The organism is Bacillus sp. RC252, from assembly GCF_044909215.1.
Taxonomy (GTDB): Bacteria; Bacillota; Bacilli; order Bacillales; family Bacillaceae_G; genus Bacillus_A; species Bacillus_A mycoides.
Genome location: NZ_JBIYDV010000019.1, coordinates 1 through 17,287 on the forward strand (window position 1 = coordinate 1; position 17,287 = coordinate 17,287).

The 17,287-nt window shown below is 35.6% G+C and carries 14 protein-coding genes; 6 read left to right on the forward strand and 8 right to left on the reverse strand.

Going from position 1 to position 17,287, the window contains the following annotated elements:
• Window positions 1–114: 114 nt before the first annotated feature.
• Together ABH960_RS22830 and ABH960_RS22835 are read right to left on the reverse strand one after the other, a co-directional pair.
• Window positions 115–1,818, reverse strand: coding sequence for a putative bifunctional diguanylate cyclase/phosphodiesterase (locus tag ABH960_RS22830; protein ID WP_113937896.1), 1,704 nt, complete (start codon window positions 1,816–1,818; stop codon window positions 115–117).
• 731 nt (window positions 1,819–2,549) lie between these two features.
• On the reverse strand, window positions 2,550–2,870 hold the full coding sequence (locus tag ABH960_RS22835; protein ID WP_215552970.1) for a cobalt transporter: 321 nt from the start codon (window positions 2,868–2,870) through the stop codon (window positions 2,550–2,552).
• A 344-nt stretch (window positions 2,871–3,214) separates the two neighbouring features.
• Between ABH960_RS22835 and ABH960_RS22840 the strand changes: the two genes are divergently transcribed.
• The 3 genes from ABH960_RS22840 to ABH960_RS22850 all read left to right on the forward strand — a co-directional run bounded on the left by ABH960_RS22840 (window position 3,215) and on the right by ABH960_RS22850 (window position 7,652).
• Window positions 3,215–4,744, forward strand: a complete 1,530-nt coding sequence (locus tag ABH960_RS22840; RefSeq protein WP_113937895.1) for a cardiolipin synthase — start codon at window positions 3,215–3,217, stop codon at window positions 4,742–4,744.
• Window positions 4,745–4,871: 127 nt separating this feature from the next.
• On the forward strand, window positions 4,872–5,765 hold the full coding sequence (locus tag ABH960_RS22845) for an ATP-binding protein (protein WP_000892986.1): 894 nt from the start codon (window positions 4,872–4,874) through the stop codon (window positions 5,763–5,765).
• 3 nt (window positions 5,766–5,768) lie between these two features.
• A complete protein-coding gene (locus ABH960_RS22850; RefSeq protein WP_404448599.1) occupies window positions 5,769–7,652 on the forward strand; it encodes a vWA domain-containing protein in 1,884 nt (627 codons plus the stop codon).
• 37 nt (window positions 7,653–7,689) lie between these two features.
• Here ABH960_RS22850 and ABH960_RS22855 read toward each other — a convergent pair whose 3' ends face one another.
• From ABH960_RS22855 to ABH960_RS22865, 3 genes are read right to left on the reverse strand one after another with little or no spacing between them, the layout of a single operon-like run.
• Entirely contained in the window at window positions 7,690–8,112 is a 423-nt protein-coding gene (locus ABH960_RS22855) for an NUDIX hydrolase (RefSeq protein ID WP_113937893.1), read from the reverse strand.
• 60 nt (window positions 8,113–8,172) lie between these two features.
• Window positions 8,173–9,138 (reverse strand): L-threonine 3-dehydrogenase, encoded by a 966-nt coding sequence (locus ABH960_RS22860; protein ID WP_113937892.1) that lies wholly within the window; start codon window positions 9,136–9,138, stop codon window positions 8,173–8,175.
• A 44-nt stretch (window positions 9,139–9,182) separates the two neighbouring features.
• Window positions 9,183–10,373, reverse strand: coding sequence for a glycine C-acetyltransferase (locus tag ABH960_RS22865; RefSeq protein WP_113937891.1), 1,191 nt, complete (start codon window positions 10,371–10,373; stop codon window positions 9,183–9,185).
• Window positions 10,374–10,584: 211 nt separating this feature from the next.
• Here ABH960_RS22865 and ABH960_RS22870 point away from each other — a divergent pair, with 211 nt between their 5' ends.
• Entirely contained in the window at window positions 10,585–11,316 is a 732-nt protein-coding gene (locus tag ABH960_RS22870) for a class I SAM-dependent methyltransferase (RefSeq protein WP_113937890.1), read from the forward strand.
• 184 nt (window positions 11,317–11,500) lie between these two features.
• On the opposite strand, the gene ABH960_RS22875 is transcribed toward ABH960_RS22870, so the two are convergent.
• Genes ABH960_RS22875 through ABH960_RS22885 form a run of 3 tightly spaced genes read right to left on the reverse strand, consistent with a single transcriptional unit; the run spans window position 11,501 to window position 14,394 of the window.
• A complete protein-coding gene (locus tag ABH960_RS22875; RefSeq protein ID WP_002134356.1) occupies window positions 11,501–12,322 on the reverse strand; it encodes an ABC transporter ATP-binding protein in 822 nt (273 codons plus the stop codon).
• A gap of 12 nt (window positions 12,323–12,334) precedes the next feature.
• Complete coding sequence (locus tag ABH960_RS22880) at window positions 12,335–13,393, reverse strand: FecCD family ABC transporter permease (protein ID WP_113937889.1); 1,059 nt, start codon at window positions 13,391–13,393, stop codon at window positions 12,335–12,337.
• On the reverse strand, window positions 13,390–14,394 hold the full coding sequence (locus ABH960_RS22885) for a FecCD family ABC transporter permease (RefSeq protein ID WP_404448603.1): 1,005 nt from the start codon (window positions 14,392–14,394) through the stop codon (window positions 13,390–13,392). Before ABH960_RS22885 ends, ABH960_RS22880 begins: the two co-directional genes overlap by 4 nt.
• Window positions 14,395–14,556: 162 nt before the next feature.
• Between ABH960_RS22885 and ABH960_RS22890 the strand changes: the two genes are divergently transcribed.
• Together ABH960_RS22890 and ABH960_RS22895 are read left to right on the forward strand one after the other, a co-directional pair.
• Complete coding sequence (locus ABH960_RS22890; protein WP_404448605.1) at window positions 14,557–15,522, forward strand: ABC transporter substrate-binding protein; 966 nt, start codon at window positions 14,557–14,559, stop codon at window positions 15,520–15,522.
• Window positions 15,523–15,901: 379 nt separating this feature from the next.
• Window positions 15,902–17,251 (forward strand): peptide MFS transporter, encoded by a 1,350-nt coding sequence (locus tag ABH960_RS22895; protein ID WP_061674012.1) that lies wholly within the window; start codon window positions 15,902–15,904, stop codon window positions 17,249–17,251.
• The last annotated feature ends 36 nt before the right edge of the window (window positions 17,252–17,287 follow it).

Genomic DNA, 17,287 nt, shown 5'->3' on the forward strand with positions numbered 1-17,287 from the left:
GAATTTAAAAAAGATGACTCCTGTTGGATACAGAAATCATCTTCTTGATGTTGCCTAACTTTTTTCAAAATGTCCTTTACAAAGGGTACAGATTATTTCGCTTCTCTTTTTTTATTAAAAATCAGTTAATAATTTTTCTTTTAGTTCCCCTATATCTAACGGTTTCGCATAATAAAAACCTTGTACAAAGTCGCAACTCATTGATTTTAATAAACTTTCTTGTTCTACCGTTTCTACCCCTTCAGCAACCACTAATAAATTTAAACTATGGGCGATTTCAATAACCGATTTTACAATCGTTCGCTCTGGTTGTGCATGATCATAATGAAACTCACGAATAAAATTACGATCAATTTTCACAATATCAAGTGGTAGTTGTTTTAAATAATATAATGAGGAATACCCTGTTCCGAAATCGTCTAAAGCGATTAAAATTCCCATACTTCTTAATTCTTGTAATGTAGCAATAATATAATCAAAATGACGTACAGCTATACTTTCTGTTATTTCTAATATTAAACGATTTGGCGGAAACCCTGTTCGCTTCAATATACTACGAACAGATAAAATAAATCGCTTTTGCATCAATTGTTGTATTGATAAATTAACAGATAACTTCAGTCCCTCTTGATAATCTGGTAAAGTTTTAAACAGTCGACATGACTTTTCTAGTACCCAGTCTCCTAGTTTTATAATAAGTCCACACTCTTCAGCTACAGGGATAAATTCACTTGGCGAAATAGGACCTTCTTCTGTCTTACAGCGTACTAAAGCCTCAATACCAGTACATTTCTTTGTTTTCAAATCAATAATGGGTTGTAATGCCACTTTTAATTCTTCGTCACGAATCGCTTTTTGCAAAGCAAATTCTATTTTCATTCTACGGTTTATTTTCGCACGTAATTCATCTGTAAAGAAGCACGCCACATTTCTTCCTTGCTCTTTCGCACTATACATGGCTAAATCCGAATTTTTTAATAACGTTTCAACGTCTTTTCCATCTTGCGGATAGGAACAAAGTCCTAGACTAGCTGAAATATATACTTCATGACCTTCAAGCATAAATGGCGCTTGAAAGCATGACAACACGGATGTCGCTAACTGCCTCATCTCATCATGTGTATGAGTTTTTGTTAACAGTACAAATTCGTCGCCACCAAGCCTAGCTAGAACATCTTTCTCTCCTAGCACATAATGCAACCGTGAAGCAACTTCGCTTAAAAGTAAATCTCCTATCATATGACCTAACGTATCATTCACTAATTTAAAACGATCTAAATCAAAGTAAATCATGCCAAACTCTATTTTCTCTGCAATCATCTTATTTACAGTCGTAATTAACTGTAAACGGTTCGGTAAACTTGTTAACGCATCATGATAAGCAAGTTCCCTATAACGACTTTCGCTTAATCGTAATCTTTGTTCTGCTTCTTTCCTACTACTTATATCATTTCGAATTGCAATAAATTGATAAGGTTCTCCCTTTTCATTTAAAAATGGAACAATTGTTGTTTTAACCCAATAATACGAACCATCTTTTGCTTGATTTCGAATTTCCCCCGTCCAAACTTTTCCACTCAAAATACGCTTCCATAGGATTTGAAAAAATGCTTTCGGATGATATCCGGAATTTAAAATACGGTGATCTTTTCCTATTAACTCTTCTCTTTTATATTTTGAGATTTTACAAAATTTATCATTCACATATGTAATAAGACCATTTCGGTCTGTAATAGCAACAATTGAAGACTCATCTAATGCTAATTTTAAATCTTGCAATGAAGAGTCATATAATGCATGACCTCTTTGTTCTAGCATGCGCACCTCTCCTTGCTTCCTATCTGACTAAAACACAACTCGTTTCTCTTCATAGAAATAGAGATATTTCATTTTCTAACAATACGCCTTTACATAAAATGAAACTTTAATCAGTGGGGGGGGGTGTTCATCCCCCACTGATTATTAGCCTTCACCAATTGGGCTTTTATCTCCCACCTAACTTCCTCACATTCACCGAATTTTGAGGTGGGAGTCTTACTGCCCGTTAATGCGGGATAAATCACAATTTTTTTCTAAATAGGCCGATTAAAATAACATAATATTATTTATAAAAAAAAGCAATATGGTGCTGTTTTAATTATAGTAGAAGCTTCTCATCTCTCTACTTATCTAAGCTTATTATACAGTATTCTCTTACATTCTTTGAATTTGTAAAGTGACAATTTCATCACTATTAGCCTCTGCTCCCTACTAATACGACCTCACACCTAACCTCTTTTATTTCATTAAATGTTAAGATGTAAATCTAACTGCCGATACATAATGAAATAGAGATTAATATACAAAATGCAACGATTCACGAATACTAATATAAAGTGAAACTTTAATCAGTGGGGGTTTTACTACCCACAAATAGCGGGATAAAGCCAAAATTTGCATTTAACATATTGAATTATAATAACAAAATATTAACATATTTTCACCTTGTTTTTGGAAATATTTTATAAATAAAATATTAAACTAAAAAAGAGGATATCCTCTTTTTTAGTTTAATACTGATATGGTATTTGCTGATAACCCGGGTATGGCATTGGATATGGTGCTGGATATGTTACTGGGTACGGTGCTGGATAGTAGCCTCCACCTGCTGCACCCGTTAATGCGCCAGCTGTAAGCCCACCTAACATGCCTCCAGCAAAACTTCCTGGGAAAAATCCTCCGCCCCACGAGCCGCCACCCCAGCCCCATCCACCACCGTGATGATGATGATCATAATGATTGTGCCCACCATGGTGATTATGTCCGCCATTATGATGGTGCCCTCCATGATTATGACGATAATACAATCCGTTATTTTCTATATAATTCATTATTTCCCTCTCCTTTCCATTTCCTCACCTTAATAAGAAGAATTCGCGTAATATGGATAACCATATCCTGGGCTTCATAATGCACCTGCTACAAATCCAGGAAAGAAACCTCATTCCCTTTCCTATATAAGAGGCAAGGGTTTTGTCCCTCCTACACTGATCATTAACCAGCAAATAGCGGGATAACAACGTAACAATATACTGTATGTAGGACAAATGCGGAAAGTATAGGACAAATGTCTATATTTTGTAAAAAAAACAAAACACTTTATAATAAGGATGTCAGATTATATCTTCTATTTAAGAAGTCTATATTTAAGAAAGATTAGAGGAATTATATAGAAATGAAGAAACCTATCGTTCAATTATTATTAATATTTACAATCGTATCTATCGTTCTTTTCCTATTAAATACATCGGTTATTTCGTTATATACGTTTGTTGGTGCTCTATGGTCCATCACAATCGTAGGAATTTCATTCGTTATTTTTATCGAAAATAGATCACCCCAAAGCACCTTAGCGTGGTTTTTAGTATTAGCACTTCTTCCTGTTGTAGGTGTACTTTTATACTCTATTTTCGGGCGTAGCCGTTGGAGAAGAAAAAAACATCTTCATCGTTCAGAAGAACAAAGAAAATTATTCCGCGAAATATTAGAAGGAAGACGACTAGAATTATCACTCACAGTCCCATTACATGAACGTTCTATACATTTAACAGAAGTCGTACAAAAATTCGGAGGCGGGCCTGCCGCGGATAGAACGACAACAAAACTTTTAACAAACGGTGATCAAACCTTTTCAGAAATTTTGAACGCAATCGAGAATGCAAAACATCACATACATATTCAATACTATATTTATAAATCTGATGAGATTGGTAAAAAAGTACGCGATGCTTTAATACAAAAAGCAAAAGATGGTGTTATTGTACGCTTCCTTTATGATGGACTCGGAAGTAATACGTTAAGACGACGATTTTTACAACCTATGAAAAAAGTTGGAATTGAAATTGTCGAATTTGACCCTATTTTTTCAGCTTGGTTACTCGAGACAGTTAATTATCGTAATCACCGTAAAATCGTCATTGTAGATGGAGAAATTGGTTTTACCGGAGGGCTCAACGTCGGTGATGAATATCTTGGTCGCTCAAAAAAATTCCCTGTTTGGCGTGATAGTCATTTAAAAATAGAAGGAAAAGCATTGTATAAATTACAAGCCATCTTTCTAGAAGATTGGCTTTATGCGTCTAGTGGATTGAATACTTATTCTTGGGATCAATTTATGAATAGACAATACTTCCCAGGAAAAGAAATTCCGGATGCAGAAGGTGCGGTGCAAATTGTAGCAAGTGGACCAAGCTCAGATGATAAAAGTATTCGTAATACATTACTAGCTATTATGGGCTCAGCCAAAAAATCTATTTGGATCGCTACACCATACTTTATTCCGGATCAAGAAACTTTAACATTATTACGCCTAAGTGCAATATCTGGCATAGATGTACGTATTTTATATCCTGGTAAGAGTGATAGTATTATTAGCGATCAAGCATCTCAATCCTATTTCACTCCACTTTTAAAAGCTGGTGCTTCTATTTACAGTTATAAAGATGGATTTATGCATGCAAAAATTGTACTCGTTGATGATACAATCGCAACAATTGGAACAGCAAATATGGATGTACGTAGCTTTGAATTGAATTATGAAATTATTAGCGTACTATATGAATCAGAAACCGTTCATGATATTAAACATGATTTTGAAGAAGACTTTAAACACTCCAATGAAATTAAATGGAACTCGTTCCAAAAAAGAAGTATCAAAAAAAGAATATTAGAGTCCTTTATGCGACTCATTTCTCCTTTACTATAAGCAATCAATGTGATATTGATTGCTTTTTCTTTTATATTTCCCCCTTCTCCTTTTCTTTGCATACCATATTAAAACAAGTTATCATAAGATGTATTACTTTATGAAAATAATGTTAGGTGGGAAATACATGTTAGAACAATTTCATATACATTCTGATTTAAAACAGCAGCTTTCTACAATTCATGAAAAGAATAAACAAGAAGCTGGTGAAAATGCACATTTAATTGGCAAGAAAATATATAAAGCATCTGATAACAGCATTATTGAAGATGCCATTACAGCACTTTTACTTGGTAAAAACATTCTATTAAAAGGGCCAACTGGTAGTGGTAAAACCGTACTAGCAGAAACTCTTTCTTCTTTATTCCAAAAACCAATGCATAGCATTAACTGTTCTGTCGATTTAGATGTGGAAGGTATTTTAGGATACAACACATTACAAACGAAAGACGGAGCATCTGAAGTTACGTTCGTTAACGGTCCTCTTATGAAAGCAATGAAGAACGGTCATTTCTTATATATTGATGAAATCAATATGGCAAAACCTGAAACGTTACCACTTCTTCACGGCGCATTAGATTACCGTAAAATGATTACAAACCCATTTACACAAGAAGTTGTATACGGTGATGACGAATATCGCGTAATTGCTGCGATTAACGAAGGTTATGTTGGGACAAGTGAACTAAACGAAGCGTTAAAAAACCGTTTCGTTATTATTGAAGTTCCTTACATTCAAGGTGATACATTAAAAGAGCTATTACTATCTGAATCAAAATTAAATGATGTTGCAACAATTGAAAAGTTCGTTGCATTCGCAAGCGATCTTATGCCTTTAGCTCGTGATGGGCGCGTAAGTGAAGAAGCCGCTAGTATTCGTGGCATTATCGATGCATGTGATTTAGGTGTATATATTCCTGTTATGCGTGCAATTGAACGTAGTATTATCGCAAAATTAAACGATGAAACAGAACAAATGACTGTCCGTGAATTAGCAGAAAGTTATTTCTTTGAGGGATAATTCATGAGACAAATTTTTAGTGACAAAAAAATTGATGCGTCGCTGTTTCTACAAATGGAAAACTTAATGTATGCTCTTCTAAAAGAAGACGATGCCTATCTTGAGTATGGCTATAAAGCATACTACGACGAAATTGAAAAAAAGGTTGTCATTAGTCACTTTTGGGATGATCGAAAAGAAGAGGATACAGTAATCGGATTAAAAAGCGAAGTGTTCTTAAAGGCACTTGGTAATAAACATTACTCGGACATGACTTTAATTCGTTCTTATGCGATTGAGTTACAAGAATCGCCTCTAAAAAAGTTTTTAACACAATTATTTGTTCTATTAGAAGATTTACGTGTTGAGGAAATCGTCAAAAATTTACGTCCTGGCACAAAGCATATTTTTAAACGCCGAAAAGAAATGTATCGCAATTACTTTGGCTCACAAAATGAAATAAATCGTGTTCGTAATTATCACGGTGATCGTCTATTTTGTCTATGCTATCTTTCATTAACGAGTGATAAATATGAAATGTTTAATAATGAATATTTCGAGCAAATTGAATCAATTTTGCATGAAACATTCCAAGCTCGTAATACGGAAGATATTATGTATATTGTTGAGAAAATTCGCTATCGTTTAGAAGGACTTCTTGAAAGTGATATGCTTAATAATTATTTCGGACATGCACCGCTTTATTTATCTGTTATTACAGATGAGAAAGACAGTCGCGCTGAAAAATTAGCAAATGATGATACGCAGCTCCTAGATGACGATGATAACAAAAACAAAATGGATGAAAGCTTCTCGACATGGCACCGTGAAAATAAAAACAATGAAAACGAGAACTTTTTACGCTTTGATTTAGAAAGCGGAACAAAAACAAATATGATGGGTGATACTGCTCGTGAATCAGAAGATGGTGACCAAGCACTTGGTTCTGTACAAGGTACTTCCCAAAAAAGTACACAATCTAACTTTGATGGTGCTGATACAGAGGAAGCAAGAGCGTCTCATACTTCTAGCCAAAACGACGGTGCATACGGCAAGTATAATGTGGGAGCTTCTCATACATTTAAAGAAGCTCGCAAATCGAATACTGATGAGAAAAAAGATTACCAAGCTATCAAATCAGTCGTTAATAAAGATGTAAAAGAATTAAAGAAAATTATCGAAAAAACAATTGAAAACAAAACGAATGCAAACAGTGATAAATATTACGGAAGGCTTCGTAAGAAATTCCTTCGTATTTATACTGAAAAGCAGCCGCGTATGTTTTATAAAAAAGGACAAGAATCACAAGAGCTCGACGTTGCATTCCAACTATTAGTGGACTGCTCTGGTTCTATGTATAACAAAATGGAAGAAACGAAGAAGAGTGTGGTCCTATTCCATGAAGCTTTAAAATCTTTAAAAATTCCGCACGCTATTAGTGGATTTTGGGAAGATGCTTCTAGTGCTAAGCCTGAAGATAAACCGAACGTTATCCATGAAGTTGTTACGTATAAAAACTCAACGTTACCAAACGTCGGTCCAGAAATTATGCAACTTCGCGAAGAAGAAGATAACCGCGACGGGTATATTATTCGTATCGTTTCCGAAAAGCTTGCGAAAAGACCAGAAAAACATAAATTCTTACTTGTCTTTACAGACGGTGAGCCTTCTGCGCTAGACTATCAACAAGACGGTATTTTAGATACGCATGAAGCTGTCAAACTTGCTCGTAAAAGTGGTATGGAAGTAATCGGAATCTTCATCGAAGAAGGCGAAGCGAAAGAAGCAACTTATCAATTAATGAAGAACATTTATAACCATCACTTCTTAGTTGCAAATCATGCTGAAGATTTACGCCTGAAGATTAAACCATTGTTGAAGAAACTATTACTGAAGACGATTGAATAGAAAACAGGAGCCTTGTGGCTCCTGTTTTTTCGTTCACTCACTTTGTTTCTGGTTGAAACTTGTATGGAATGGAAACTTCTAATAATAATTCGAACCCTCCATCATAGTATGGGAATCGCTCATTCGCGATTTTTCTATCTACCCACTCGATTGCGGAAATTTCTCCTTCATCTTCTGCACGAAGTTCACCTGTTACTACATTTGCTCGGAATGTAAAAAATAATGCATGATGTCCTTTCTCTTCAAAAAACTTCTCATTTATTGCAACAAGCCCACCTGCTGTAGCAGTTAAACCTGTCTCTTCTTTCACTTCTCTTACTAGTGCTTGCTCTAACGTTTCTCCTTTTTCAACAGCCCCGCCTGGCAATGACCAAACGTTTTGTTCTATATTATGTACCATTAATATTTTATCTTTTTCGCTATCGTGTATTAGTGCATATACGACATCAACTCTTTGCATGTTGCTTTTCTCCCTTCCTAAAATAATTAAGAGCCAATTCCTAAGAATCGGCTCTTCCTATTAATTCATTACTAACTCAGATGCGAGCTTTTTTTTTAACTTAGCCAGCATATCAGTTGTCATTCTGTCTAAATCATATTCTGCCTTAAAGCCCCACTCTTTCATTGCTGCTGTTGCATCAATAGAGTTCGGCCAGCTATCAGCGATTGTTTGACGAGCTGGATCTACTGCGTAATCCATTGTAAAGTTCGGAATGTGTTTACGGATTGATGCTGCAATTTTCTCTGGTTCAAAGCTCATTGCTGTAATGTTAAACGCATTTCTATGAACTAGTTTATTTGGATCAGCTTCCATTAATGAGATGATTGCTTGTAAAGCATCTGGCATATACATCATGTCCATGTATGTTCCTTCTGCAATGTATGAGGTGTATGTACCTTTTTTAATCGCCTCATAATAAATTTCAACTGCATAGTCAGTTGTTCCGCCTCCTGGAGGAGCTACGTAAGAAATTAAGCCTGGGAAACGTACACCGCGCGTATCAACGCCAAACTTTTGATGATAATAATCACATAATAATTCTCCTGCTACTTTGTTTACCCCATACATCGTAGTAGGACGCTGAATTGTATCTTGTGGTGTATTATCTTTTGGCGTTGATGGACCAAATGCACCGATAGAACTTGGCGTGAAAAACTTACAGTTTAATTCACGTGCTGCTTCTAATGCATTTACAAGTCCGCCCATATTTAAATTCCAAGCAAATAATGGATTTTTTTCTGCAGTTGCTGAAAGTAAAGCCGCTAAATGAATAATTGTATCTACTTCATTACGCTTTGCAATATCATGTAATTTTTGTCCATCTGTTACATCTAACGTTTCAAATGGACCAGACGTTACTACTTCACTATCTGTTTCACGAATATCAGTTGCAATAACGTTCGATGCGCCGTATACATCACGAAGTTTCATTACTAGTTCAGAACCAATTTGCCCTAAAGAACCGGTTACTAGAATTTTTTTCATTTTCCCCACTCCTCATTTGCAAGCTATTCAAAAGATGTCGTTACTTAAATGATACCCATTTCTTTCCCTACTTTTTCATACTTACGAATTGCTTCATCTAACAGTTCTTTCGTATGAGCTGCTGTAGGCATATTACGAACGCGTCCCATTCCTTTTGCTACAGTTGGGAATACGATAGATTTTGCGTATACGCCTTCTTCATTTAGACGTTTACTAAATTCTTGTGTTAATACTTCATCACCAATAATACAAGGCGTAATTGGTGTCTCACTTTCTCCAATGTTAAAGCCAAGTTCTTTTAACCCTTGTTTTAAATAGCGACCATTTTCCCATAAACGATCGTGTAACTCTGTGCTTTCCATTAGAATTTCAATTGATCTCATACAAGCAGCTGCATCAGCTGGTGTTAAAGCTGTTGAGAATAAGAATGGACGTGAACGCACTTTTAACCAATCGATTAAGTTTTGTTTCCCAGCTACATATCCACCAATTACCCCAATTGCTTTTGATAATGTACCGATTTGGAAATCAACTTTATCAGAAAGACCGAAATGTTTTACAGTGCCTGCACCTTTGCCAAGTACACCTGAACCGTGTGCATCATCTACATATGTCATTAAATCCAGCTCTTCTGCAATTTCAACAATCTCTGGTAATTTTGCAATATCTCCATCCATTGAGAAAACACCGTCTGTAATAACCATTAATTTATTATAAAGACCTGATTCTTTTGCCTCGATTGCTTTTTTGCGTAAATCTTCCATATCAGAATGCTTATAAACGATGATTTTCGCTCTTGATAGACGACTACCATCAATAATAGATGCATGGTTTAATTCATCTGAAAGAATCGCATCATTTTTATCCATAACAGCTGAAATCGCTGCCATATTACAGTTAAATCCTGATTGATAAGCAATTGCTGCTTCTGTATGTTTAAACTTTGCAATTGTTTCTTCTAATTTAATATGCAAATCTAAAGTACCGTTAATTGTACGAACAGCTCCTGCTCCAACGCCGTACTTATGAATTGCACCAATTGCTGCTTCTTGTAAGCGATTATCAGTCGCTAATCCAAGATAGTTGTTTGAAGATAAGTTAATATATTCTTTTCCGCCAATTGTAATAATCGGTCCATTTGGACTTTCAAGCGGATCAATTACGTTATAAAGCCCCTTTGATTTTAAATCCTCTAAATTTTCTTCTAAAAAGTTTGCAAGTGTTTTACTAGACATCGTGAAGCCTCCCATCGTTCATGTAAGCGGATTATTATCTTAATAGTTCTAATAATCCCTCTACTAGCTTAACACGTTTTCAGAATTTATTATAGAAAAATAGCTTAGAGAAACCGCTTACAATTTTAGATTATATATGATTCATTACGAGAAATCTATCATTTACTTTTCATATTTGATAGAATTAAAAAAATATTTAGGGGCTTTTAAAATGGCATTTACTGAATCTGATGTATATAATAACGAATCATTTTTAGAGCAATATATGCAGCGAAGATATCGAGAAAATAGTCCAAACGAATCCCTTGAAAAACCAGCATTCTTTCAGCTCATTGGCAATGTAACAGGAAAACAAATCCTCGATTTAGGTTGTGGTGATGCTAAATTCGGCGAAGAATTATTAGAACATGGATGCCACTCTTACACTGGTATTGAAGGCTCCGAGCTTATGTATGAAAAAGCTAAAAAACAACTAGAAAATAAAAATGGCACCGTTCATTTTTTAAACCTCAAAGACTACACATACCCTCCTTCTACTTTTGATTTAGTAACATCTAGACTTGCCTTACATTATATTGAACACCTTGATATCATTTTTCAAAATGTGTTTCAAACTTTAAAAACAAACGGAACCTTCACCTTTAGCGTTCAACATCCCGTTATTACCTCTTCATTTGAAAGCTTGCAAACGAGTGGTAAAAGAACTAGTTGGCTCGTCGATGATTATTTCAAAACAGGAAAACGAGTTGAGCCATGGATTGATCAAGAAGTTATTAAATATCACCGGACTACGGAAGAATATTTTACATTATTACAACAAGCCGGATTTACGATTACAAACTTAAACGAAGCTACACCAAATCGAAACTGTTTTCAAGATGAAGAAGAATATGAACGACGTTTACGTATTCCCCTTTTTCTATTATTTTCTTGCCGAAAATAAAGTGAAACTTTAATCAGTGGGGGATGTTCATCCCCCACTGATTATTAGCCCTCACCAATCGGGCTTTTACAGGCAGTTGATCCCCCAACCAGCTTCTTTGCTTTCGCTGAATTTTGAGATGGGGATCTTACTGTCCTCAAATAGCGGGGTAAAAAAGACGATGAATCCTCATCGTCTTTTTTCGTTATCTCATCGCTTGAACAGCCTCTTTAAGTACACGTCTTCCTCTTCCATGTGGGATACAGAGCGGTGTCCCGAATAACGGATCAGCGCTTATTTGACACTCCATACGGAATACATCCCGAACTAACTTCTGGTCAATAACTTCTTCTGGTTTACCTTGCGCATATATTTGTTTATCTTGAATAGCTACAATATTGTCTGCATAACGACATGCCAAATTTAAATCGTGCAATACCATAACAATCGTTCTTTGCTCTGTTTCATTTAATTCGAATAATAAATCTAACACTTCAATTTGGTGCGTCATATCTAAATATGTAGTCGGCTCATCAAGCAAAATAATATCTGTATCTTGTGCAAGGGTCATTGCAATCCAAGCACGTTGACGTTGTCCGCCTGAAAGGGCATGAACATCACGCTCAGCAAATTCTGTCATACCCGTTGCAGCAAGCGCTTTTTGTACCATTTCCTCATCTTTTTCGGACCATTGCTTCAGCCATGTTTGATATGGATAACGTCCTTGCTTTACAAGTTGCAATACTGTAAGTCCTTCTGGAGCTTGTGGCCCTTGCGGTAAAATTGCCATTTGGCGAGCAATTTGCTTCGTTTGCATACTTTGAATTGCTTGATTATCTAACAAAATGTCACCGGTTGTTGGCTTTAATAATCTAGCTAGTGAACGTAATAAAGTTGATTTCCCACAACCGTTAGAACCGATGAAGATTGTAATTTTCCCTTTTGGAATTTCTAAATTCAGCTCATCAATAATAATCGTTTCACCATACGACAGCGTCAAGCGTTTCGTCTCCAATGCTTTTTGCATATTAATCTCCCTTTATGAATTCCGACTTTTATAAAGTAAATAAATAAAATAAGGTGCACCAATTGCTGATGTAAATACCCCTGCTGGAATTTCAAGTGGTGTGAAAACTGTACGCCCAATTAAATCTGCAGCGAGTACTAGAATTGCACCGATAATCGCCGCAACTGGGAGCAATGCACCGTAGAAAGAGCCAACTAATCTTCGCGAAATATGAGGTGCCATTAAACCAACAAATCCAATTCCTCCTGCAAAGGCAACTGCCCCGCCAATTAAAGCTGTACTAAGTAACAACATAAATACACGCGACTTCGTTAAAGGAACACCAAGTCCCACTGCTATATCATCCCCTAGCTCTTGTGCATTTAAATGTCTCGCAGCGATAAATGATATTGTCGTTAAAATGAGAACCCACGGCGCAAGTACCATAACATTTTGCCATGAAGAACCGTAAACAGTACCTGTGATCCATACATTCGCTTGACTTGCTTGATAAATTGGTGCTAACAACATAAATAAAGTTGTTGCTGCTTTCGTTAATGCCCAAAATCCAACACCAATTAAAACAAGACTAATCGGTGATAACCCGTCATTTCTCCATGCAAATAAATATACAAACAACGCTACAATCGTTGCACCAGCAAAAGCTGCTAATGGCATATAATGAATGCTTACTGTTAGCGCATTATTTTTATCACTAAATATAGCTAAAAATAGTACAACTGCAACACTTGCCCCGCCCGTAATCCCAATGATATCAGGAGAAGCCAGTGGATTTCGAACGAGCCCTTGTAAAATACAGCCCGCTACAGCAAGTGCGATTCCTACAAGGATGGCAATTAAAATACGCGGCATACGAAATTTATTTACAACCATATTTGACATCGCATCGCCATTTCCCGTAATCGCTTGCCATACATCATAAGGAGCAATTTTCATATCTCCCATACCTGCACTCGCAAAAAATAATCCTATTAAAACAACTAGTAAACTAAACAAGACTAGAACAGCTCGTTTATACATTAAAAACGAGAGCCCACCTTTTCCTATACGAAACGGAATATACTTCTTCATTTGCTAAGCCCTCTCTTACGTGCAATATAAATAAAGAATGGGGCCCCGATAAATGCTGTCATAACCCCTACTGGTACTTCTTGTGGCATAATGACATATCTAGCTGCTATATCAGCTAAGAGTAATAGTATTGCACCTAACAAGCCGCTATACGGTACTCTCCACCTGTGATCTACTCCAACAAGGAATCTGGCAAAATACGGAGTAACAATACCAATAAATCCAATTGGACCAGCGACCGCAACTGAACCACCAGACAGCAATACAATAATAAGTAGTACGAATGATTTCATTAAAATTGTTCGTTGTCCAAGTCCTTTTGCAACGTCTTCCCCCATCATTAATGTGTTTACTTTCCCTGCCATCATAAGAGATGCGATCCAGCCTATTAATAAATATGGGAATACAGATTGTAAAATTTCTAACTTTCTTCCTTGCACAGATCCGGCAAGCCAAAATAACACTTCTTCAAATGCTTTTTCATTTAAAACAAGTAACCCTTGTGTTAATGATGAAAATAACGCACTGATTGCAACACCTGCTAACGTTAACTTAAGAGGTGTTGTCCCTTCTTTTCCTAAAGAACTAGAGGCGAATACAAGTACTGCTGCAACTGCCGCTCCTAAAAAGGCAATCCAAGTGAAAGCCGATAAAGACGTAACGGAAAAAAGTACAATTGCTACAACTATAAAGAACGCAGCGCCTGAATTTAATCCAATAAAATCTGGAGAAGCAAGCGGATTCTTTGTTAAAGTTTGCATTAAACAACCCGCAATGGCTAAACTAGCACCAACACTAGCTGCAATTAATGCCCTTGGTAGACGCACATTTTGAATAATAATATGTTCATTGGAACCATTAAAATGAAAAAAAGCATCTATCGCTAATTTCCAACTCGTATTTGTATACCCGAAAATAATACTTCCCCAAATACAAATAACGACTGCAATGATTCCAACAAATAATCCAATCCATTTTGCTTGATTTGTTTTTAATAACATGCAGCGTTTCCCCTTCAATGTATAATGATACGTTGTAAGTGTATTTCAACTTAATTCTCATTGTCAATGATAATGAGAATTATTTTCATTGACAAATGGACCATGAAGTATTACTATCATGCTTGCTATTGAAAAAACTTCTCAGTATGTAGGGGGTACATAATGAAATTTATGCGAAAGAACTCGTTTACAGTATTTGTATTTTTACTAGCCTTTTCATTACTTTTAAGTGCTTGTGGAAAATCAAATACTAAAGAGGAAACAAAAGAAGATACGAAAAAAGAAATGATTAAGGTTGAACATGCAATGGGTAAAACAGAAGTTCCTGCTAATCCAAAACGTGTAGTTATTTTAACAAATGAAGGAACTGAAGCTTTACTTGAGTTAGGGGTAAAACCAGTTGGTGCTGTAAAATCTTGGACTGGTGATCCGTGGTATCCACATATTAAAGACAAAATGAAAGATGTAAAAGTTGTTGGTGATGAAGGACAAGTTAACGTTGAAACAATTGCTTCTTTAACACCTGACTTAATTATCGGTAACAAAATGCGCCACGAAAAAGTGTACGAGCAACTAAAAGCAATCGCACCTACTGTGTTCTCTGAAACATTACGCGGTGAATGGAAAGATAACTTCACATTTTATGCAAAGGCTTTAAATAAAGAAAAAGAAGGTCAAAAGGTTTTAGCTGATTACGAAAAACGTATGAAAGATTTGAAAGGCCAACTTGGCGATAAAGTAAATCAAGAAATTTCTATGGTACGTTTTATGCCTGGTGATGTTCGTATTTATCATGGCGATACATTCTCTGGTGTTATTTTAAAAGAACTTGGATTTAAACGTCCTGGAGATCAAAACAAAGATGATTTCGCCGAACGTAACGTATCTAAAGAGCGTATTTCGGCAATGGATGGCGATGTATTATTCTACTTCACATTCGATAAAGGCAATGAGAAAAAAGGTTCTGAACTAGAAAAAGAATATATAAACGATCCTCTCTTTAAAAACTTAAATGTAGTAAAGAGCGGAAAAGCATACAAAGTTGACGACGTTATTTGGAATACAGCTGGTGGTGTAATGGCCGCTAACTTACTACTAGATGATATTGAAAAACGCTTTGTTAAATAATTTTATTCTAACCAGCTCCCTCTTTTATGGAGCTGGTTTTTTCATTTCACTGAAGTGTCACATTATTTCATTTTGTATTTTTATTACCGATATGTTATATTATAAAAGTAAATATAGTTTATTTTCTCTATATCAGAATAAATATTCTAATCTAAATTTTCTGATTTATCACTATTTTACTTTCTTTTAGAATTCAATTACTACATTTGAAAACGCTTATTATCTTGTTTTCAGGGAAAAATACAATAACGGTTGAAGAAAAATAGATTTTTTCAGAAATTTTCTTGCTATTTCCATATAATTCTATTGACTTCTAAATATTTTGTGAATTAAAATAATTACATAAATATCCGTTATACAGGATTAGGGGGAAACAAACATGGATGCAGCTTTAAAATTAGACAAAGCTGGAGAGCAACAATCACCAAAAAAACATCCACCAGGATTATATTTGTTGTTCTTTACAGAAGCATGGGAAAGATTTAGTTATTACGGAATGCGTGGCTTATTAGTTCTTTATTTAACAACGAGCTTAGTAAGTGGCGGTTTAGGATTTGATAAAGCAGTTGCAGTTCAAATTTACGGTATTTTCACAATGCTTGTATATTTCACACCGATTATTGGTGGCTGGTTAACTGACCATTTCATTACGAAACGACATGCCATTACCATCGGCGGTATCATTATGGCGATTGGTAACTTCGTACTATTTTCAATGAACACGAAAACTGGACTATTTTTAGGATTAGGATTATTAGTTATCGGTAACGGATTCTTCAAACCAAATATCTCGACTTTACTAGGTCAATTATATAGCGACAACGATTCTCGTCGTGATAGTGCCTTCACTATCTTCTACATGGGAATTAACTTAGGAGCTCTTATCGCTCCATTCATTTGTGGTTACTTCACAGATTATAGATACGGTTTCTTAACAGCTTGTATCGGTATGATTATTGGACAGATTGCCTTTAATTTCTTAGCACCTCGTTACTTAGGGTCTATCGGAACAACTGTTGTCGGTAAAAAATCTAAAGAACAAAATGCAAAACCTATTGAGAAAAAACCTTTAACAACACAAGAGAAAAAGCGTACAACTGCAATTTTAATTTTAACTTGTTTCGTTGTATTCTTCTGGGCAGGATTTGAACAAGCTGGTAGTTCTTTAACACTTTACACAGATAAGTTCGTGGATCGTACAATTGGTGGATTTACAATTCCAACACCTTGGTTCCAATCTGTAAACCCACTATTCATTATCTTACTAGCATTACCAGTTTCTGCATTATGGATTAAACTTTCAAAAACAAAAAATGGTGATTTAAAAATCCCTACAAAAATGGCTTTTGGTATGATTTTACTAGGAATCGGGTACTTAGTTTTAACTTTAGCTGTTCTAAAAACTGGTAGCGATGAAGGTAACATTACAATGAAAGCAAACTTACTATTCATTGTATTCACTTACATGTTCCACACAATCGGTGAATTATTCTTATCACCAATCGGATTATCTATGGTAAGTGCAATCGCACCTCTTAAATTAGCATCTTTATTAATGGGTGTATGGTTAGCTGGTACTGGCTTTGCAAACTTATTAGCAGGACAATTAGCTGCTTTCACTCAATCTTTAGGATATTTAGAAGTATTCGCAAGCATCGGTGTTATCGTAATCGTGCTAGGATTAGTACTTCTTATGTTCTCTAAGAAAATTGCACATATGATGGAATAGTGAATAAAAAAGACGCTTCTACAATTAGAAGCGTCT